We start from the raw sequence: 19,491 nt of genomic DNA, 5'->3' as shown, positions 1-19,491 counted from the left end.
GCTTACCTCAGCTTCAGGGTCGACAAGCCGACCAGACACAGCAGCATGGTGATGATCCAGAAACGCACCACGACTTGCGTTTCCTTCCAGCCGCTCTTTTCAAAATGGTGGTGCAAGGGCGCCATCTTCAGGATGCGCCGACCCTCGCCGTATTTTTTCTTGGTGTACTTGAAGTACGTGACCTGCGCCATGACCGACAAGGCCTCGACCACGAAGATGCCGCCCATGATGGCCAGCACGATCTCCTGGCGCACGATCACGGCAATGGTGCCCAGCGCCGCGCCCAGCGCCAGCGCCCCCACGTCACCCATGAACACCTGGGCTGGATGCGTGTTGAACCACAAAAAGGCCAAGCCAGCCCCCGCCATGGCTGCGCAGAAAATCAACAACTCGCCCGAACCCGGGATGTGCGGGAAGAACAGGTACTTGGAGTACACCGAGCTGCCCGTCACATAGGCGAACACGCCCAGTGCCGAGCCCACCATGACCACCGGCATGATGGCCAGACCGTCCAAACCGTCGGTCAGATTGACCGCATTGCTGGCCCCGACGATGACCAGATAGGTCAGGACCACAAAGCCCAGCACGCCCAGCGGGTAATTGATTTCCTTGAAAAACGGCACCTGCAAGCCGGCCTTGGGGGGGAGGTTCACGTCAAAACCCGACATCACCCATTTCCCGACCAGGTCCAGCACGCGCAGGTTGGAGACTTCGGAAATGCTGAACACCAGGTACAAGGCAGCCACCAAGCCGATGACCGATTGCCAGAAATACTTTTCGCGCGAACGCATGCCTTCGGGGTCTTTGTTGACCACCTTGCGCCAATCGTCGACCCAACCAATCGCGCCAAAGCCCAAGGTCACGATCAGCACGATCCACACGAAGCGGTTGGACAAGTCAAACCAGAGCACCGTCGACACGGCAATCGACAACAAAATCAGCACGCCGCCCATGGTGGGTGTGCCGCTTTTGGACAGGTGCGATTCCATGCCGTAGCCACGGATCGGCTGGCCGATCTTGAGCGAGGTCAGGCGGCGGATGACCCAGGGGCCTGCGGCCAGGCCGATCAAGAGCGCCGTCATGGCGGCCATCACCGCGCGGAAGGTGATGTACTGGAACACACGCAAAAAGCCCCACTCCGGGGACAAGGTTTGCAACCATTGGGCCAGGCTAAGCAGCATGGGGCTCCTCTTTTTTATCGTTGTTGTGGGTGTGCTGGTCTTCGCTGCGCGACAGCAGCGCCTGGACCACGCGCTCCATCTTCATGAAGCGCGAACCTTTGACCACCACGCTGTGGAATTCACCCAGCTGCCCTGTCACCACACCCAGCAAACTGTCGATGTCTGCGAAGTGCCGGGCCGCACCAAAAGCCTGCGCGCTGTGCACGCACAAGTCACCCAGGGTGTAGAGCGCCTCGATGCCGCGCTCGGCCGCATAGGCGCCCACCTCGGCATGGAACTCGGGGCCTTGGTTGCCCACTTCACCCATGTCGCCCAGCACCAGCAAACGCGGCGCAGGCAGCTCGGCCAACACGTCAATCGCAGCACGCACCGAATCGGGGTTGGCGTTGTAGCTGTCGTCGATCACGGTGATGTCCGCACCCCCGCTGTGCAGCAGCAGCGCACGCGAGCGCCCCTTGACCGGCTCAAAAGCCACCAGGCCCTGGACCACGGCGGCCAAAGGCACGCCTGCAGCCAAGGCGCAGGCGCTCGCCGCCAAAGCGTTTTTGACGTTGTGACGACCGGCAATGTGCAAACGCACGGGCGCGGTGCCCTCGGGGGTCTTGAGGGTGAACTGCCAGGCGCCCGACTGCCAGACCACCACAGCGGCCCGCACATCGGTGTCTGAGGTAGACGCCATGGCAAAACCGCGCTGCAAGCGCCCATCCGACAAGCCCTGCCAGATCGGGGTGTAGGCATCATCGGCTGGGAACACGGCCACGCCTTCGGGCGGCAGGGCCTGCAGCACCGCACCGTTTTCATGGGCCACGGCTTCGACCGTGCCCATGAACTCCTGGTGCTCGCGCTGCGCGTTGTTCACCAAAGCCACAGTGGGCCGGGCCAATTGAGACAGGTAGGCGATCTCGCCGGGGTGGTTCATGCCCAACTCGACCACGGCGATGCGGTGGTGGGCACGCAAATTGAACAGGGTCAAGGGCACGCCAATGTCGTTGTTCAGGTTGCCCTGGGTGGACAAAGCGTCGTCCCCGGCATGGGCACGCAAGATGGACGCGATCATTTGCGTCACGGTGGTTTTGCCGTTGCTGCCGGTCACGGCGATCAACGGCAAGCTGAACTGTGCTCGCCAGCCCGCCGCCAACTCGCCCAAAGCGATGCGCGCATCGGGCACCACCAGCGCTGGCAAGCCGTGCGCCAGCGCCTGGGCTTCGCCAGAGGCCTCGCACACCACCGCCACGGCACCCTGTGCCTTGGCCTGGGCGATGAACTGGTTGCCATCAAAACGCTCGCCGCGCAAGGCCACAAACAAATCGCCCGCTTGCAGGCTGCGGCTGTCGGTGTGCACCCGGTCGACCACCACGTCCTGCACACCCACGCCGCGTGCGTGGCTCAGCCAACCAAGGGCCTGCGTCAGCTTCAGATGCATGGCGCTGTTCACGGCGTTCATGCGGCCGCCCCTTGCGGCTGTGCAGCGCGTTGCTGCAAAGCCATGCGGGCCTGGGCCACATCCGAAAACGGGTGGCGCACGCCCATGATCTCTTGTTCGCTTTCGTGGCCTTTGCCTGCCACCAGCACCACGTCTTGCGCCTGCGCTTGCGCCACCGCCTGGGCAATGGCCAGAGCGCGGTCCAATTCAATCCGGGCCGACTGCGGGCGCTTCAACCCTTTGACCATGGCGGCCACAATCGCCTCGGGCGATTCACTGCGGGGGTTGTCGCTGGTCAGCACCACATGGTCGGCCGCCGCTTCGGCCGCCGCGGCCATCAAGGGGCGCTTGAGGGCATCGCGGTCACCGCCGCAGCCCAGCAAACACCACAGGCGCCCTCCACGGGCCTGGGCTTGCGAACGCAGTGCGCTCAGCGCCTGGGTGATGGCATCGGGCGTGTGGGCATAGTCCACCACCACCAGTGGCCACGACCGTTCATCCGCTGCGCCAGGCGCATCACCCCGCACGCGCTCCATGCGACCGGGCACTGCCGTCAGCTGCGCACAGGCTTGCACCGCTTGCGCCAAATCGAAACCCAGGGCCCGCAAACTGGCGATCACGCCCAGCAGGTTGTCCATGTTGTAGTCGCCGATCAAACCCGTGCGCAGGGTGTGCACGGCATGGCCCTCGATCACCTCAAAAGCCAAGCCTTGGCCGCTGGGCAAGGCCCGCGCTTGCAGACGTGCCGGGCCACGGCGCGAACAGGTCCAGACATCGAGCGGGCCACCTTGCAACTGCTGGGCCAGCACAGCGCCTTGCGCGTCATCGATGTTGACGACGGCCGACTGCAGGCCAGGCCAGTCAAACAAAGCGGCCTTGGCCGACCAATAGCGGGCCATGTCACCGTGGTAGTCCAGGTGGTCCTGTGTGAAATTGGTGAACACGGCCACGCGGATGCATGTGCCATCCAGGCGGTGCTCGGCCAGGCCAATGGAGGAGGCTTCGATGGCGCAATGCGTGACGCCCTCATCCACAAACTGCCTGAATTGCCGCTGCAGCAGCACCGGGTCGGGCGTGGTCATGCCCGTGGACACCAGGTGCGGCAAGCGGCCCACGCCCAGAGTGCCCACCAGCCCGCAGGCTTGCTGCAGCACAGGCGAAGACAGCGCCTGCGCCAGCCACCAGGCTGTGGATGTTTTGCCGTTGGTGCCCGTGACCGCCAGCACCTTCAAGGCCTGGCTGGGGTGTTCGTAATAGGCGTCCGCCACCAGCCCCGTTTGCGCCTTGAGCCCTGTCATGCTGGCCAGCTTGGGCACAGCCTCGGTCTGCAGGCCCTGTAGCCAAGGCGCATGGTCCTGCGCCTCCATCAGGCAGGCTGTGGCCCCTTGTGCCAGCGCTGCAGCGAGGTAACGCCGTCCATCGGTGGCGGCGCCCGGCCAAGCGATGAAGCCGTCGCCCGCCTGCACCAAGCGGCTGTCGGTGCGCAGCTCGCCCGTCACATGCGTGCGCAACCAGCGGGCCGCTTCGGGGGCGTTGTGCAGCATCTGCATCAGAACGACTCCTCGACCGACTTGGCCACAATTTGGGGTTTGACCGCCATGTCGGGCTGCACCCCCATCAGGCGCAGCGTTTGCTGCACCGTCTGGCTGAACACAGGCGCAGCCACATCGCCACCGTAGTAGCGGCCGTTGCTGGGCTCATCGATCATCACCGCCACCACGATGCGGGGCGCCTCAATGGGGGCCATGCCGACAAAGAAGCCGCGGTATTTTTTGCCCGCGTAACCCTTGCCCTCTTGTTTGTGCGCCGTACCGGTCTTGCCGCCAACGGAGTAACCCATGGTCTGGGCTTTTTGCGCCGTACCGCCGGGGCCTGCGGCCATCTGCAGCATCTTGCGCATCGCTTTGGCGTTGTCTGCGCTGATGACGCGCACGCCCGTGACCTGTTGCTCGGCCTTCATCAAGGTGGCAGGCACCACCTCACCGTCGCGGGCGAACACGGTGTAGGCCCTGGCCACCTGGAACAGGCTGCCTGAAATGCCGTAGCCGTAACTCATGGTGGCCTGCTCGATCGGCCGCCAGGTTTTGTAAGGGCGCAAACGCCCGCTGACCACCCCCGGAAACGGCAGCTGCGGTTTTTGTCCAAAACCGACCTGGGCAAACATCTCCCACATCTCGCGGGGCTGCATCTGCATGGCCAACTTCACGGTGCCCACGTTGCTCGACTTCTGGATCACCTCATTGACGCTGAGCACGCCATGCGGGTGGGCATCGGTGATGGTCGAGCCGGTGATGGTGATGCGACCGGGCGCGGTCTGGATCGGGGTCTCCGGCTTGACCAGCCCTTTTTCCAGCGCCAAGGCCACCGCAAACGGCTTCATGGTCGAGCCGGGCTCGAAGGTGTCGGTCAAGGCGCGGTTGCGCAACTGCTCACCGCTCAGGTTGACGCGCTTGTCGGGCGAATAACTGGGGTAATTGGCCAAGGCCAGGACCTCGCCCGACTGGGCGTCGAGCACCACCACACTGCCGGCTTTGGCTTTGTGCTCCAGCACCGCTTCGCGCAGCTTCTGGTAAGCGAAAAACTGGACTTTGCTGTCAATGCTCAGCTGCAGGTCCTCGCCATCGACAGGGGGCACCGTCTCGCCCACGTCTTCGACCACCCGGCCCAGACGGTCCTTGATGACACGGCGCGAACCGGGCTTGCCGGACAGCTGCTTCTGGAACACCAGCTCCACGCCTTCCTGGCCCTGGTCTTCCACATTGGTGAAGCCCACGATGTGGGCCGCCGCTTCACCCTCGGGGTACAAACGCTTGTACTCCTTGATGTCGTACACACCCTTGATGCCCAGCGCCAGGATCTGCTTGACAACCGGCTCGTCGAGCTGCCTGCGCAACCAGACAAAGGTCTTTTCGTCGTCCTTGAGTTTCTTGTCCAGCTCGGCGGGGCTCATGTCCAGCAAGCGTGCCAGCTCGCGCAACTTGGCTGGATCGCGCTCGATGTCTTCCGGGTTGGCCCAAATGCTGGGCGCGGGCACGCTCGACGCCAGCAGCATGCCGTTGCGGTCGAGCACGCGCCCCCGGTTGGCGGGCAAGGTCAGCGTCCGGGCAAAACGAACTTCGCCTTGGCGCAAGAAAAAGTCGTTGGCAAACACCTGCACATAGGCCGCACGCGCGATCAAGCCCGTGAAGCCCAGCGCAATGGCCGCCACAATCAATTTGCTGCGCCAGACCGGGGTCTTGCTGGCGAGCAAGGGGCTCGACGACAGCTGGACGCTGCGGCTCATGGGCGAGCCTCCTGTGCTGCGGCACCCTGGGTGGAGACGTATTGGGTGATGGCCGGTGAAGCCGCGCGCATTTGCAATTGCTGACGCGCAATTTGCTCTACCCGCAAAGGCGTGGCCTGTGCGCGGCGCTCCACCTGCAGGCGGTCGTGGTCCACTTCCAGACGCTTGGCCTCTTTTTTGGCCGACTCCAGCGCCATGAACAATCGGCGTGTCTCGTACTGGCTGTGCACCAACACCAGCGCGCTGGCCAGCACAGCCATCAGCAGCAAGATGCTCAGGCGGGTCATGCGGGCACCTCGGTGCGTTCGGCCATGCGCATGATGGCGCTGCGCGAGCGTGGGTTGCCGCGCACCTCGGCCTCGCTGGGCCGCACACGGCCACAGGCCTTCAGGCGCATTTTCACGGGGGCGGCAAATGGCACCCGGCGGTCCACCACTTCTTTGGAGTGCTTGGCGATGAATTGCTTGACGATGCGGTCTTCCAGCGAATGGAAACTGATGACCACCAAACGCCCACCGGGCGACAACACCTTCAAGCTGGCTTCTAGCGCCTGTTCGAGCTCTTCAAGCTCGGCGTTGATGAAAATCCGAAAAGCCTGAAATGTCCGCGTTGCAGGGTTCTGACCCGGCTCGCGGGTTTTGACCGTGTCAGCCACGAGCTGGGCCAGATCGGTGGTGGTTGAAATTGGGCCCCGCTCTTGTCGGCGAGCCACAAGCGCCTTTGCAATCTGAAAAGCAAACCGTTCTTCGCCATAGTCACGTATCACCTCCGTGATTTGATCCACCGTGGCCGTTGCCAGCCAATCGGCCACGCTCTCGCCGCGCGTGGTGTCCATGCGCATGTCGAGCGGGCCCTCAAAACGAAAAGAAAAACCCCTCTCGGGGCTGTCAATCTGGGGGGAGCTGATGCCCAGGTCCATCAGCACACCATCGACGCTGCCGGGCGGCAGCTCACCCAGGTGCGAAAAGCCTTCGTGCCGGATCGAAAACCGGCTGTCTGCCATGCGCCCAGCTTCGGCAATGGCCTCCGGGTCTTTGTCAAAGGCCTGCAAACGGCCTTGGGCCGAGAGACGGGAAAGAATCAAGCGCGAGTGCCCACCGCGGCCAAAGGTGGCGTCCACATAATTGCCGTCAGCACCTGCAGAGGCCTGGAGCAATTCGTCCACGGCCTCGTTCAGGAGCACGGTGGTGTGGGTCAGTGCAGCTTCGGTCATCGCGTTCAGAACGAAAAATCCTTGAACACATCGGGCATCTCGCCCTGCATGGCCTGCGCTTCCTGCGCGTCGTAAGTGGTTTTGTCCCACAGCTCGAAGTGGTTGCCCATGCCCAGCAGCATGGTGTCCTTGGAAATGCCCGCAGCTTGACGCAGCTCGGGCGAGATCAGCACGCGCCCGGTGCCGTCCATCTCCACATCCATGGCGTTGCCCAAAAAGATGCGTTTCCACCACTGGGCGGACATGGGGAGCTGGGCAATGCGCTCGCGGAACTTTTCCCACTCGGGACGGGGAAACACCATCAGGCAGCCGTGCGGGTGCTTGGTGATGGTCAGCTGGCCTTGGGCTGTCGCGCTCAGGACGTCACGGTGCCGGGTCGGTACAGACAACCGCCCTTTGGCATCCAGACTCAGCGATGAAGCCCCTTGAAACACGGCAACGACCTTTTCCAGTTGAAACGCGCCAGCGGAGACACTTTTCCCCACTTAATTGCACTTTTTTGCACTGTATCAGGAATTCGGTGCAACTCAACAGGTGTAGATCGATTTTTTTCAATGAAATCAATGGCTTAGCGCTGAATTTGAAGCCAGACGGAAGCAGAATTTCTTTGTAGATTAGGCACTTACAAGTGGCAATGAAAGTAACCTGTGAAGGATTTTAAAAAATCAAAAATAACAAATGCATGAAAACCCGATGAACGGTTTCCAGCACGGCCTGCGCCGCTGCAGACATGAAAAAGCCCCTGGTCAGGGGCTTTTTCGTGCCATGGACAGAGAACCTGTCGCTTCAGTCACCAAACATCTTTTGCTTCAATTCGCGCCGCTGCTGGGCTTCCAGCGACAGGGTGGCGGTCGGACGGGCCAACAGACGGCCCACACCGATGGGTTCACCCGTCTCATCGCAGTAGCCGTATTCGCCCGCATCGATCAAGCCAATCGACTGTTCGATTTTCTTGAGCAGCTTGCGCTCGCGGTCCCGGGTGCGCAGCTCCAAGGCGTGCTCTTCTTCGATCGTGGCACGGTCGGCCGGATCGGGCACCACCACGGTGTCTTCGCGCAAATGCTCGGTCGTGGCCCCGGCGCTGTTCAGGATGTCCTGCTTCAGGAGGGTCAGCTTGCGACGGAAATACGCCATCTGCACGCTGTTCATGTACTCGTCGTCGGGCATGGCCAGAATTTCGGCATCGCTCAAGGCTTCCACCGGTTTGCTCTGCCAGTTGTTGGCCAGCTTGGGGTCTTTCTTGATGGGGGCAAAAGGCGCAGCGACCGCTGCCACAGGGGCGCTGGGCATGAAACTGGCTTTGGCGGCCGTGGAGGCCACCGCCTGTGGCAAGGACGGCACCGTGATCTGCGCCAAACGGGCAGAAGGCCGGGTGGCACGCACCAATTGATCGGGGGCAGCAGCCGCTGCAGGCACAGCAGACGGTGCGGCAGCTTGGGCGACCTCAGGAGTCGGTGTCGCCACTTTTTTAACAGTCATAGGTTTCGCTTCAGGTACAGAAATCATCTTGGAGGGAGCCGGCTTCGCAGCCACTGGGGCCTTGGGGGCCGGACTTGGCTTGGAAGCTGCGGCGCGTGTGGGGGGAGCCGCTTTGGCAGGGGTCTTGGCTGCAGCCACTTTGGCCGTCGCAGCGGGTTTGGCCGCCTTCACAGTCTTGGCAGGTGCCGCCACCGTTTTGCCCTTCTGGGCCAGAGGCGCTGCAGCTTTGGGTTTGGATTTCACAGGGCTGGCCGATTTGGCGGGGGCCGATTTTTTCACCGGCACTGGTTTTTTGGCGGGTGCGGCCTTTTTGGTCGGTGCTGCTTTTTTGGCGGGCGTGGTCTTCTTGGCGGGCACTGATTTTTTGGCCGGTGCCGCCTTGGCGGCGCTGGCGGTCACTCGGGTGGCCACTTTTTTATTCGCGGTCTTCACGTCTTGTCTCCTAGCCGTGTGAAAGGGCAGGCCCAAACCTCTTGCCACACTGCAGCAACCGATTGAAAAACCTGTTCATTTGCATTCCAAACCCTTGTTATAGACCTTATGGGGTTCACCAACCCGCCCGGAAAGGGGGGGCTTCAGGCGGGCGATTGTAGCGATAAGAACGATCAAAAAATGCAGCGCAGCCGATTAAAGACAAGTTCAAGTCTGTGGTCCATCAGACCGACCGGTGGCCACGAGCTGGCTCAGACCAAACACTGCTCCAGGCCCTGCAGCAAGATGTCCTTGGGCAAATCGATGCCAATGAATACCATCTTGCTCGTTTTGGCTTCGCCATCGGCCCACATCGGGCCCAAATCGCTGCCCATGAGCTGGTGCACGCCCTGGAAAATCACCTTGCGCTCGGTGCCGCGCATGTTCAACACGCCTTTGTAGCGCAGCATGCGCGGGCCATAAATGTTGACAATGGCCCCCAGAAAATCCTCCAGCTTGGCCGGATCAAAGGCTTTGTCCGAGCGGAACACAAAGCTTTTGACGTCATCGTCGTGGTGATGGTGGTGCCCGTGGCCGTGCGCATGGTCATGCTGGTGCGATGGGTGGTCGCAGTGTTCACCGTGTTCATGGTCATGTTCATGGTCGTGATCATGTTGGTGGGACGGGTGGTCGCAATGCTCACCATGCACATGGTCATGGGCATCGTCTTTCAGGAAATCCGGGTCGATGTCCAGTTTGGCGTTCAGGTTGAAGCCCTTGAGGTCGAACACCTCGGACAAAGCCACCTCACCAAAATGCACCACTTTTTGTGGGGCGCGGGGGTTCATGTGTTTCAGGCGGTGCTGCAGGGCGTCCAGCTCCTGGGGCGAGACCAGATCGGCCTTGCTGATGAAGATCTGGTCCGCAAAGCCCACCTGACGGCGAGCCTCCTGGCGGTCGTTGAGCTGCTGGGCCGCGTGTTTGGCGTCCACCAGGGTCAAGATGGAGTCGAGCAAAAACGTCTCGGCGATCTCGTCGTCCATGAAAAAAGTCTGCGCCACCGGGCCGGGGTCGGCCAGGCCCGTGGTCTCGATGACGATGCGGTCAAAGCTGAGCAAGCCTTTGCGGCGCTTGGCGGCCAGCAGCTGCAGGGTCACGCGCAGGTCTTCGCGGATGGTGCAGCAAATACAGCCGTTGCTCATCTGGATGATCTGCTCATCGGTGTTCGAGACCAGGATGTCGTTGTCGATGTTCTCTTCGCCAAACTCGTTCTCGATCACGGCAATCTTTTGGCCGTGGGCCTCGGTCAGCACGCGCTTGAGCAGGGTGGTTTTGCCCGAGCCCAAAAAGCCGGTCAGGATGGTGGTGGGGATCAGGGACATGGCGCGGTTCCACTTCAAGTCAAGAAAACAGGAGTTGGGGAGTGTAGCGACGAATTCAAGCGCCGCGCCTGCGCACCGGGCATGGCCTTACACCGCAGCTGAGCGGCCCGGGTGAGACTTCATTTGCGCTTGGCGCGGGGGTGGGCGGCGTCGTAGGTTTTGGCCAGGTGCTGAAAATCCAGCCGCGTGTAGACCTGGGTGGTGCTGATGTTGGCGTGGCCCAACAATTCTTGCACCGCCCGCAAGTCGCCGCTGGACTGCAGCACATGGCTGGCAAAAGAATGGCGCAGCATGTGCGGGTGCACCGGGGTGGCCAGGCCCGCCAGCAGGCTGCGGCGCTTGAGGCGCTGGGCCACGCCGCGTGGTGTCAGGCGCGTGCCGTGCCGTCCGGGAAACAGCGCCAGCGCCAAAGCGGACGCCCCTTTGGTGGCTTGTGTCAGCATGCCCGGCAACTGCGGCCGCACAGCCAGCCAGTGGGTCAGCGCCTCGATGGCCGCACGCCCCAAGGGCACGGTGCGGCGCTTGCTGCCTTTGCCCTGCACCTGCACCTCGGCATTGGGCAAGTCGATCCAGCCGCGCCCGGCACGGGCGGCTTCGGCGCTGGCCACCACGTCCAAGCCGGTCAGCTCGGCAATCCTCAGGCCGCAGCCGTACAGCAGCTCCACCATGGCCGCGTCTCGCGCTTCCAGCCAGGGGTCGTCGTTGTCCTCTTCGTGCTCGGCCAGCTGCACCGCTTCGTCCACCCCCAACGCTTTGGGCAAGGGCTTGGCCACACGCGGGGCCCGCACATCGGCCACCGGGTTGTGCGCCACCAGGCCCTCACGCCCCAACCAGGTGTAAAAGCCGCGCCAGCCCGACAAGATGAGCGCAATGCCGCGCCCGCTGCGCCCGGCGCTGTGCATCTGCGCCACCCAGCGGCGCACATGGCCGCTTTGCACCTGCAGCAAGGGCACCTGGGAGGCCGCCGCCATCTGGGCCAGGCGTGTCAAATCCAATTGGTACAGCGTACAGGTGCGCTCGGCCAGGCGCTTTTCAAAGCGCACATGGTCCAGGTAACGGGACACCAGCGGGTCGGTGGCCGCGTCCGACACAGCTCAATCCTGCTGGCGCAAGACCGACAAAGCCGCCCCTGCCAGCTCGGCCAGGCGCTCGAGCAGGTCGGTGCCCATCTGGCTGTTGAAGCGCTGGGCGTCGGGCGAGGCCAGCACCAGCAAGCCAAAAGCAGACTGCCCCGGTGCCGCACGCAAGGCGAGCAGCGCCAAAGAAGCGGCCTGGGTGGGCTCGTCCAGCCACTGCACGGCCTCGTAACCCGAGTTCGGCCCGACATAAGGCCGGTCGAGCGAGCTGGCCAGCGTCTGCACCGCCTCGGTCACGCCCTGGGCATAAGCCGCCTGCGCATGCGCGCCCTGCAGCGACCACAAGCGCAAAGCCACTTGCGGCACCTGAAACAGTTCACGGATGTTGTCCACCGCCGACGCGGCCAGCTGGTCCTGCGGCGTCACCAACAACTCACACGACCAGCGGTGCAGCTTGTCGGTGAGGATCATGTTTTCGTTGCCGTGCCGGATCATGTCCATGATGCGGTGCTCCAGGCCCTTGATCTTGTCGCGCAGCATTTGCGCCTGGCGCTCTTGCAGGCCCACCGTGCGGTGGCTTTGGGGGTGCGTCAGCTGCACCGTGGCCAGGAGCGAGGCGTGGCGCTCGAAAAAGTCCGGCGTGTTCACCAAATAATCGGCGATGTCGTCTTCGGTGATCGGGCTCATGGGTTCAGGCGTGGTCATGCGGGGCTCCAGAAATTCAAAAGGTCAAAGCGAGTCAGGCACATCGATGCTGCCCTCAAAAACAGAGGTGGCCGGGCCGGTCATCAGCACCGGGCTGTCGGCCTGACCAGCCCATTCAATGGTCAGCATGCCGCCATGGGTCTGCACATCCACACGCGCGTCCAGCCAACCCTGGCGAATACCCGCGACCACCGCCGCACAAGCGCCCGTGCCGCAGGCCAGGGTCTCGCCCGCGCCGCGCTCGTACACGCGCAGCTTGATCTGGCTGCGCGAGACGACCTGCATGAAACCCGCGTTCACGCGTTTAGGGAAAGCCGGGTGCTTTTCAATCAGCGGCCCCTGGGCCAGCACCGGAAAGGTGTCCACATCGTCCACACGCTGCACCGCGTGCGGGTTGCCCATGGACACCACGCCCACCCGGGCAATGCCCAGCTCGCCCAGCGCCAAATCGAACACCGGCCAACCATTGACCTGGTCACTGATGAGCCCGATGGGGTTGAAGGGCACACGTTCCCAATCAAAGATAGGCGCCCCCATGTCCACCGTGACACGGCCATCGGGGTTCATGCGCAGCTCGATCTCGCCCTGCTGCACCTTGACACGCACGGTGCTTTTGTCGGTCAGGCCCTTGTCGCGCACATAGCGCACAAAGCAGCGGGCCCCGTTGCCGCAATGCTCCACCTCACCGCCATCGGCGTTGTGGATCAGGTATTCAAAGTCCAGCCCGGGCGCGGGCGAGGGCCGCACCGTCAGGATCTGGTCGGCCCCCACGCCAAAGTGGCGGTCGGCCAAAAAACGGTACTGGGCCGCGCTCAGGCCCAGGCGGCCTTGCGTCTCGTCGAGCACGACAAAGTCGTTGCCGGCCCCTTGCATCTTGGTAAAGCGGATGTGCATGGCCGCGATTATCACCTTTGGCCCACACCGGAACAGGCCTCCAGTCCCCCGATAATGGGGCATGGCACGCACCTCCCAACTCCTCTACCCCCAACGTGAACCCGCCCCCCTGCGCCCCGCCGCCACCGTGCTGCTGCTGCGCGACGGGCCGCAAGGCATCGAAGTGCTGATGACCCGCCGCTCGATGACGGCCAGTTTTGCACCCGGCGCCTATGTGTTCCCGGGTGGCGGCATCGACGCCGCCGATGCCCAGGCGCACAGCCTGGCGCAACGCCGCCCCAAGCAAAGCGACCTGCACCTGACGCAAGCGATTGCGGCCATCCGCGAGAGCTTTGAAGAGCTGGGCGTCTTGTTCGCCCGCCATGCCGACGGGCGCTGGGCCAACCACGACGACATCGCCGCCATCGACCGACAAGGCCCTTTTGCCGCCCAATGCCAGGCCCGAGGCCTGACGCTGGCCGCTGAGCAGGTCTTTGTGCTGGCCCACTGGATCACCGACCGCGACCTGCCGCGGCGCTTTGACGTGCCTTTTTTGGTGGCCCGCATGCCCGAAGGCCAAACCCCGGTGGCCGACGAGTCCGAGCAGTTCGAGCCGGTCTGGGTGCGCCCGGCTGACGCGCTGAGCCGCCACGAAGCGGGCGATTTCTTCATGGTCTACCCGACCATCCGCACGCTGGAGCGCCTCAAAGCCTTTGCCAACGTGGACGAGGTGCTGCAAGCCTGCGCCGTCAATGACGAACCGCTGTGGACCAGCTGCCCCCGTGCCGGCTGGCTGGCGGGCAACGAAGCGCGTTACATGGAGCACGAAGCCCCCTTTGGCGAGCTGGCCCTGGTCACACCCGACGGGCAAATCCACCACCACCTGGACTGGCAAACCGACCAGCCTGTCCCGTTGCTGAAGAACGTGCAGCGCCTCACCGCCCCCAACCCCGGCGTGATGACTGGCCCCGGCACCAACAGTTATTTGGTAGGTGACCCGGACACCGGCTACATCGCGATTGACCCGGGCCCGGCCGACGACGAGCACCTGCAGCGCCTGTGGCGTGCCGCAGGCGGGCAAATCAAAGCCATTGTGTGCACCCACTCGCACCCGGACCATTCGCCCGGCGCAGCCCCGCTGCAAGCTCTGTGCACGAACAAACCGCCCATCCTGGGCCTGGCCTCCAAGCCCACCGCCCGCGCCAACAGCCGCTTCACCCCCGAGCGCGAACTGGTCGATGGCGAAAAACTGGTGCTGCAAAGCATCGGCGTCCAAGGCGAGATCACCCACACCCTGCGCGTGGTGCACACCCCCGGCCACGCGGCCAACCACCTGTGCCTGGTGCTCGAAGAAGACGGCCTGCTGTTCTCGGGCGACCATGTGCTCAACGGCAGCACCACCGTGATCGACCCGCCCGATGGCCACATGGGCGACTACCTCGACTCGCTGGACAAACTGGCCGCCGCTTGCGAGGCCGGGGGCATCGAATTCATCCTGCCCGCGCACGGCCATGTGCTGGGCTTTGCCCACCAGGCCATCACGCATCTGAAGGCGCATCGCTTGAAGCGCGAGGCCAAAATCGCCGCCGCCATGCAGGCCCTGCCCCAAGGCAGCCTGCAAGAGTGGGTGGAAAAAGCCTACGACGACGTGCCGCCCCGCCTCTGGCCCGTGGCCGCCCGCTCGCTGCAAGCGCATGTGGACCACATCCGCGAACAAACCCTGTCCTGAAAGATTTGATGATCCCCTCTGAAGAAGGCATCCGCCTGGCCAAACGCGTGGCCGCCGAGCAAAACTGCTCGCGCCGCGAAGCCGAAGCCCTGATCGTGGCCGGTGGTGTGCAGGTGGCGGGCAAAGTCGTGACCGACCCGGCCCGGCGTGTGCGCGAGGAGCAAATCGTTCAAGTCAACCGCCTGGTGTCCATGGCCGCACTGGCCCCGTTGACCCTGGTGCTGTTCAAGCCCGCGCACCGGGTGGCCAACCTGGCCTGGCTGCAGGACACCGTGGGCCTGAAAGCCCCCCAGCCCGGCCTGTGGGGGCCCGAGCGCCTGGCCAAAATGCAGATGCCCCTGCCCTTGGCCAAACCCGCCAGCGGGCTGTGCATTTTTTCGGACGATCTGGGCGTGCTGCGCCACCTGGAAGACCGCCGCAGCCCGATGGAGCAGGAATGGATGGCCACCGTGGGCGGCGAAGTGCCAGACGGCCTGATCAAAGCCCTGAACGGCCCGGGCATCCGCGCCAGCATCAACCGCCAGACCGAGCAACTCACGGTGCTGCGCATCGCGGGCAAAGACATCGACGCTCTGGCCTTGGGCCGCTGGCTGGACGAACAATGCCCGCTGCAAGACCTGCGCCGCCAGCGGGTGGGCCGTTTGAGCCTGGCCCCGCTGGAGCCCGGCCAATGGCGGCAACTGGCTGGCCACGAGCGCTTCTAGTTGATTTCCGACAAAAATACACAGGATTTACCCTTGAAATGGAACGGGTAATGCCCAACTGTGTCATGAGTCTGAGAAAATGACCGTTCAGTCACCACTGCAAACCATGCAGTCATGACCCGGGCAATGCCCATGAGGGTTTGTCCAACGCAGAAAGGAGCACACCATGCGTTTGAGCACCAAGAGCCGATTTGCCGTCACCGCCATGATCGATGTCGCCCTGCGCGAAGACCGCGGCCCTGTGTCGCTGGCCGCCATCAGCGTGCGCCACCAAATTTCGCTGTCCTATCTGGAACAGCTGTTCAGCAAGCTGCGCCAGCAAGGCCTGGTGGAGAGCACGCGTGGCCCGGGCGGCGGTTATTCGCTGTCGCGCAGCGCCGAAAAGATCACCATGGCCGACATCGTGGGTGCCGTGGACGCCCCTTCCGATGACGAAACCGCAGCCGACGGCAGCTGGATGAACAGCGAGCTGTGGGCCAGCCTGAACGAAAAAATGTTGACGCATCTGCAGTCGATCAGCCTGCGACAGCTGGTGGCCGAGCAGCGCACCAAAGGCGTCACCGTCGAGCCAGCGCCTGCGCCCGCCGTCAAGCGCGGTGTGTTTGCCAAGCCCAAAAGCACCTTGAAGATCACCGCCCCCAACTCGGTGTTTGCGCTGGCGGGCACCTTGATGCCTTCACGCGGCTAAACCTGAACATGCAACAACAAAAACCCGCTTCGGCGGGTTTTTTCATGGGTTGAAAAAGTGTGAAGCTCGCCGATAAGCCGGATTCTGTGCGCAACGGTTGCCCGCTGCGTGACCGCCATTACTCTGGGCCGAGGGTCGCCCACCCGGCTCGATGCTACCTACCCGCCAGCTCTGCGGAACCACATCAACGCTGGCCTACTTGGTATTGCTGCGCGTAGAGATTGCCCGTTTCACCCGAACTCAATCGGCTCGTCTCTGTTGCTCTGATCCTCACCTCACGGTGGAGAGGCGTTGCCTCCTACGCTGTCCTGTGCAGTCCGGACGTTCCTCCAGTGCCTCCTTTCGGAGATTGCACCAGCGACGGTCTGGCGAGCTTCACCGAGCGATTATCGCCTGTGGGCTTGCGCACATGGCGAAATGGGACACTGAATTTTTGTGGGCGCGACGCCCTCCTCGCGATAATGCCTTTTCAGTTTGCCCACATTCGCCGCGAGGGCGCGGCGCCCACACACCACCGAGACAGGAATCCCTCATGAAAGCCCACACCATCCTCGACACGATCGGCCACACGCCCCATGTGCGCATCCAGCGCCTGTTTGGCACGGGCGCAAATGTCTGGATCAAATCCGAACGCAGCAACCCGGGCGGCTCGGTCAAGGACCGCATCGCGCTGGCCATGGTCGAAGCCGCCGAAAAGTCGGGGGCCTTGAAGCCCGGCGGCACCATCGTCGAGCCCACCTCGGGCAACACCGGCATTGGCCTGGCCATGGTGGCCGCCGTCAAAGGCTACAAGCTGGTGCTGGTCATGCCCGACAGCATGAGCGTTGAGCGCCGTCGGCTGATGCTGGCCTATGGGGCCAGCTTTGACCTGACACCGCGCGAAAAAGGCATGAAGGGGGCGATTGCCCGCGCCCAGGAACTGGTGGCCAGCACGCCCGGTGCCTGGATGCCGCAGCAATTTGAAAACCCGGCCAACATCGACGTGCACGTGCGCACCACCGCGCAGGAAATTCTGGCCGACTTCCCCGATGGCATCGACGCCCTCATCACCGGCGTGGGCACAGGCGGGCACCTGACGGGCGTGGCCCGCGTGCTCAAGGCCAAGTTTCCCCATCTCAAGGTGTTCGCGGTCGAGCCTGCGGCTTCACCCGTCATCTCAGGTGGCACCCCATCGCCCCACCCGATTCAAGGCATTGGCGCGGGCTTCATCCCCCAAAACCTCGACACCTCATTGCTGGACGACGTGATCCAGGTCGATGCCGAAGTCGCCCGCGAATACGCCCGCCGCTCGGCCCGCGAGGAAGGCATGCTGGTCGGCATTTCCTCGGGTGCCACTTTGGCCGCCATTGCCCAAAAACTGCCCGAACTGCCCGCCGGGGCCACCGTATTGGGCTTCAACTACGACACGGGCGAGCGCTATTTGTCGGTCGAAGGGTTCTTGCCCACCTGATCGCACGGCGATAATCACCGCTTCTTGCTTGATAACCACAAGCCACAGAGGTTGCCATGATCCGGATTTCAGAACTCAAACTCCCCCTCTCGGCCCTGCCGGTCGAGACGCGCCGCGCGGCCGACGCGCCGTCCGAAACCGACGAAGACCGCCTGCCCACGCCGCACCCCATAGCCGCCCTGCGCCAAATGGCTGCGCAAGCGCTGGGCATCCGCACTGCCGACATCGCCACACTGAACGTTTTCAAACGCAGCTTCGATGCCCGCAAGGCCGATCTGCGCGCGGTCTACATCGTGGACCTGGCGCTCAACGATGCACAGACCGAGACAGCGCTGCTGCACCAGTTTGACAAGCATCCCCACATCCAGCCCACCCCCGACATGACCTGGCACCCGCCCTGCCAGGCCTCCGCCAATTTTGGTGCAACGCCCGGCGAGCGCCCGGTGGTGGTGGGCTTTGGGCCGTGCGGCATGTTCGCTGCCCTGGCGCTGGCGCAAATGGGTTTCAAGCCCATCGTGCTGGAACGTGGCAAGCCCGTGCGTGAACGCACCAAGGACACCTGGGGCCTGTGGCGCAAAAAGGTCCTCAACCCTGAGAGCAATGTGCAGTTTGGCGAAGGCGGTGCGGGCACCTTCTCTGACGGCAAGCTCTACAGCCAGATCAAGGACCCGCGCCACCTGGGCCGCAAGGTCATTGATGAATTCGTCCATGCAGGCGCACCTGCCGACATCCTGTACGCCGCACACCCGCACATCGGCACCTTCAAGCTGGTCAAGGTGGTGGAACACATCCGCGAGCAGATCATCGCGTTGGGCGGCGAGATCCGCTTTGAGCAGCGCGTGAGCGATGTGCTGCTTTCGCCCGTCGCCGGGGGCCAGCAGCTCACCGGGCTGCAGGTAGAAGACCTGCGTACGGGCCAGAGCCACACCCTGCACACGCGCCACGCCGTCATGGCGCTGGGCCACAGTTCGCGCGACACCTTTGTCATGCTGCACCGCCGTGGCGTGGCCATGCAGGCCAAGGCGTTTTCCATTGGTGTGCGCATCGAGCACCCGCAAAGCGTGATCGACCAGGCCCGCTGGGGCCGCCATGCAGGCCACCCCTTGCTGGGCGCGGCCGATTACAAACTGGTGCACCACGCGCAAAACGGGCGTGCCGTCTACAGCTTTTGCATGTGCCCCGGCGGCACCGTGGTGGCCGCCACCAGCGAGCCGGGCCGCGTGGTGACCAACGGCATGAGCCAGTACTCGCGCAACGAACGCAATGCCAATGCGGGCATGGTGGTGGCCATCGACCCGCCCGATTACCCGCTGGACACTGCCGCCTGGCAGGCCGCCTTTGGCGAGCAAGACGGCACCCAGCTCGCACAGGAAGCGCAAGCTTTGGCGGCGCAACAACCTCCCCAAGCGCACCCCCTGTCCGGCATCGTGTTGCAGCGCCAACTCGAAACCCGCGCCTTTGAAGTGGGCGGCAGCAACTACGAAGCCCCCGGCCAGCTGGTCGGCGACTTTCTGGCAAAGCGCCCCTCCAGCACCTGGGGCAGCGTGTTGCCGTCTTACAAACCCGGCGTGAAGCTGACCGACCTGGCCACCGTGCTGCCCGACTATGCGGTGGCCGCCATGCGCGAAGCGCTGCCGGTGTTCGGCCGAAAAATCAAGGGCTACGACATGGCGGACGCGGTGATGACCGGGGTGGAAACGCGCACCTCGTCGCCCCTGCGCATTCCGCGAGGTGACGACCACCAGAGCACCAACACCCGCGGCCTTTACCCGGCAGGCGAAGGCGCGAGTTATGCGGGCGGCATTTTGTCGGCAGGTGTAGACGGCATCAAGGTGGCCGAGTCATTGGCGCGGGACATCACCGCCGGATGGAGCCCCAGCGCACAAGCCTGAAC

The 19,491-nt window shown here is 63.6% G+C and carries 17 protein-coding genes and 1 other RNA gene; 5 read left to right on the top strand and 13 right to left on the bottom strand.

The features are described from left to right. Nucleotides 1–2: 2 nt before the first annotated feature. The 12 genes from mraY to dapF all read right to left on the bottom strand — a co-directional run bounded on the left by mraY (nucleotide 3) and on the right by dapF (nucleotide 13,047). Entirely contained in the window at nucleotides 3–1,181 is a 1,179-nt protein-coding gene (mraY, locus tag ACZ5RT_RS01530; protein ID WP_464453298.1) for a phospho-N-acetylmuramoyl-pentapeptide-transferase, read from the bottom strand. After that, on the bottom strand, nucleotides 1,171–2,625 hold the full coding sequence (locus tag ACZ5RT_RS01525) for a UDP-N-acetylmuramoyl-tripeptide--D-alanyl-D-alanine ligase (RefSeq protein WP_464453297.1): 1,455 nt from the start codon (nucleotides 2,623–2,625) through the stop codon (nucleotides 1,171–1,173). The genes mraY and ACZ5RT_RS01525 overlap by 11 nt, the downstream gene beginning before the upstream one ends. Then, nucleotides 2,622–4,154 (bottom strand): UDP-N-acetylmuramoyl-L-alanyl-D-glutamate--2,6-diaminopimelate ligase, encoded by a 1,533-nt coding sequence (locus tag ACZ5RT_RS01520; protein ID WP_464453296.1) that lies wholly within the window; start codon nucleotides 4,152–4,154, stop codon nucleotides 2,622–2,624. The genes ACZ5RT_RS01525 and ACZ5RT_RS01520 overlap by 4 nt, the downstream gene beginning before the upstream one ends. Further along, nucleotides 4,154–5,887, bottom strand: coding sequence for a peptidoglycan D,D-transpeptidase FtsI family protein (locus tag ACZ5RT_RS01515; protein WP_108427112.1), 1,734 nt, complete (start codon nucleotides 5,885–5,887; stop codon nucleotides 4,154–4,156). Before ACZ5RT_RS01515 ends, ACZ5RT_RS01520 begins: the two co-directional genes overlap by 1 nt. Further along, nucleotides 5,884–6,174 (bottom strand): cell division protein FtsL, encoded by a 291-nt coding sequence (gene ftsL, locus ACZ5RT_RS01510; RefSeq protein ID WP_291929792.1) that lies wholly within the window; start codon nucleotides 6,172–6,174, stop codon nucleotides 5,884–5,886. The genes ACZ5RT_RS01515 and ftsL overlap by 4 nt, the downstream gene beginning before the upstream one ends. Further along, nucleotides 6,171–7,100, bottom strand: coding sequence for a 16S rRNA (cytosine(1402)-N(4))-methyltransferase RsmH (rsmH, locus tag ACZ5RT_RS01505; protein ID WP_291929790.1), 930 nt, complete (start codon nucleotides 7,098–7,100; stop codon nucleotides 6,171–6,173). Before rsmH ends, ftsL begins: the two co-directional genes overlap by 4 nt. A 5-nt stretch (nucleotides 7,101–7,105) precedes the next feature. Beyond that, complete coding sequence (gene mraZ, locus ACZ5RT_RS01500; protein WP_108351518.1) at nucleotides 7,106–7,534, bottom strand: division/cell wall cluster transcriptional repressor MraZ; 429 nt, start codon at nucleotides 7,532–7,534, stop codon at nucleotides 7,106–7,108. A 352-nt stretch (nucleotides 7,535–7,886) separates the two neighbouring features. Further along, a complete protein-coding gene (gene dksA / locus ACZ5RT_RS01495; protein WP_422172404.1) occupies nucleotides 7,887–8,717 on the bottom strand; it encodes an RNA polymerase-binding protein DksA in 831 nt (276 codons plus the stop codon). Nucleotides 8,718–9,262: 545 nt separating this feature from the next. After that, a complete protein-coding gene (locus ACZ5RT_RS01490; RefSeq protein ID WP_464453295.1) occupies nucleotides 9,263–10,372 on the bottom strand; it encodes a CobW family GTP-binding protein in 1,110 nt (369 codons plus the stop codon). A gap of 119 nt (nucleotides 10,373–10,491) precedes the next feature. Further along, nucleotides 10,492–11,463 carry a tyrosine recombinase XerC gene (locus ACZ5RT_RS01485; RefSeq protein ID WP_464453294.1) on the bottom strand — a complete coding sequence of 324 codons (972 nt, stop codon included), beginning with the start codon at nucleotides 11,461–11,463 and terminating at the stop codon, nucleotides 10,492–10,494. A gap of 3 nt (nucleotides 11,464–11,466) precedes the next feature. Further along, a complete protein-coding gene (locus ACZ5RT_RS01480; protein ID WP_464453293.1) occupies nucleotides 11,467–12,153 on the bottom strand; it encodes a DUF484 family protein in 687 nt (228 codons plus the stop codon). A gap of 24 nt (nucleotides 12,154–12,177) precedes the next feature. Beyond that, nucleotides 12,178–13,047: a diaminopimelate epimerase gene (gene dapF / locus ACZ5RT_RS01475; RefSeq protein WP_464453292.1), complete on the bottom strand. Its 870-nt coding sequence runs from the start codon at nucleotides 13,045–13,047 to the stop codon at nucleotides 12,178–12,180. 61 nt (nucleotides 13,048–13,108) lie between these two features. On the opposite strand from dapF, the gene ACZ5RT_RS01470 reads away from it, so the two are divergent. From ACZ5RT_RS01470 to ACZ5RT_RS01460, 3 genes are all read left to right on the top strand, one after another. After that, nucleotides 13,109–14,755: an MBL fold metallo-hydrolase gene (locus tag ACZ5RT_RS01470; RefSeq protein WP_464453291.1), complete on the top strand. Its 1,647-nt coding sequence runs from the start codon at nucleotides 13,109–13,111 to the stop codon at nucleotides 14,753–14,755. Nucleotides 14,756–14,763: 8 nt separating this feature from the next. Beyond that, complete coding sequence (locus ACZ5RT_RS01465; protein WP_464453290.1) at nucleotides 14,764–15,459, top strand: S4 domain-containing protein; 696 nt, start codon at nucleotides 14,764–14,766, stop codon at nucleotides 15,457–15,459. Between the two features lie 166 nt (nucleotides 15,460–15,625). Beyond that, the gene (locus ACZ5RT_RS01460) at nucleotides 15,626–16,147 is read left to right on the top strand and encodes an Rrf2 family transcriptional regulator (RefSeq protein WP_108427122.1); all 522 of its coding nucleotides are present in this window, start codon (nucleotides 15,626–15,628) and stop codon (nucleotides 16,145–16,147) included. Between the two features lie 57 nt (nucleotides 16,148–16,204). Here ACZ5RT_RS01460 and rnpB read toward each other — a convergent pair. After that, an RNA gene (gene rnpB, locus ACZ5RT_RS01455) (RNase P RNA component class A) lies at nucleotides 16,205–16,524 on the bottom strand. A gap of 155 nt (nucleotides 16,525–16,679) precedes the next feature. Between rnpB and cysK the strand changes: the two genes are divergently transcribed. Then, on the top strand, nucleotides 16,680–17,597 hold the full coding sequence (gene cysK, locus ACZ5RT_RS01450; protein ID WP_464453289.1) for a cysteine synthase A: 918 nt from the start codon (nucleotides 16,680–16,682) through the stop codon (nucleotides 17,595–17,597). 56 nt (nucleotides 17,598–17,653) lie between these two features. After that, a complete protein-coding gene (locus ACZ5RT_RS01445) occupies nucleotides 17,654–19,489 on the top strand; it encodes an NAD(P)/FAD-dependent oxidoreductase (protein ID WP_464453288.1) in 1,836 nt (611 codons plus the stop codon). Nucleotides 19,490–19,491: the final 2 nt, after the last annotated feature.

The organism is Limnohabitans sp. TEGF003, from assembly GCF_055395455.1.
The sequence above is the reverse complement of the archived record's forward strand: the minus strand, read 5'-3'. Positions and strand labels throughout refer to the sequence as shown.

Coding starts and splice junctions, on each gene's coding strand:
- mraY (WP_464453298.1), bottom strand. CDS start 1,181: ATGCTGCTTAGCCTGGCCCAATGGTTGCAAACCTTGTCCCCGGAGTGG.
- ACZ5RT_RS01525 (WP_464453297.1), bottom strand. CDS start 2,625: ATGAACGCCGTGAACAGCGCCATGCATCTGAAGCTGACGCAGGCCCTT.
- ACZ5RT_RS01520 (WP_464453296.1), bottom strand. CDS start 4,154: ATGCAGATGCTGCACAACGCCCCCGAAGCGGCCCGCTGGTTGCGCACG.
- ACZ5RT_RS01515 (WP_108427112.1), bottom strand. CDS start 5,887: ATGAGCCGCAGCGTCCAGCTGTCGTCGAGCCCCTTGCTCGCCAGCAAG.
- ftsL (WP_291929792.1), bottom strand. CDS start 6,174: ATGACCCGCCTGAGCATCTTGCTGCTGATGGCTGTGCTGGCCAGCGCG.
- rsmH (WP_291929790.1), bottom strand. CDS start 7,100: ATGACCGAAGCTGCACTGACCCACACCACCGTGCTCCTGAACGAGGCC.
- ACZ5RT_RS01490 (WP_464453295.1), bottom strand. CDS start 10,372: ATGTCCCTGATCCCCACCACCATCCTGACCGGCTTTTTGGGCTCGGGC.
- ACZ5RT_RS01480 (WP_464453293.1), bottom strand. CDS start 12,153: ATGACCACGCCTGAACCCATGAGCCCGATCACCGAAGACGACATCGCC.
- dapF (WP_464453292.1), bottom strand. CDS start 13,047: ATGCACATCCGCTTTACCAAGATGCAAGGGGCCGGCAACGACTTTGTC.
- ACZ5RT_RS01470 (WP_464453291.1), top strand. CDS start 13,109: ATGGCACGCACCTCCCAACTCCTCTACCCCCAACGTGAACCCGCCCCC.
- ACZ5RT_RS01465 (WP_464453290.1), top strand. CDS start 14,764: ATGATCCCCTCTGAAGAAGGCATCCGCCTGGCCAAACGCGTGGCCGCC.
- ACZ5RT_RS01460 (WP_108427122.1), top strand. CDS start 15,626: ATGCGTTTGAGCACCAAGAGCCGATTTGCCGTCACCGCCATGATCGAT.
- cysK (WP_464453289.1), top strand. CDS start 16,680: ATGAAAGCCCACACCATCCTCGACACGATCGGCCACACGCCCCATGTG.
- ACZ5RT_RS01445 (WP_464453288.1), top strand. CDS start 17,654: ATGATCCGGATTTCAGAACTCAAACTCCCCCTCTCGGCCCTGCCGGTC.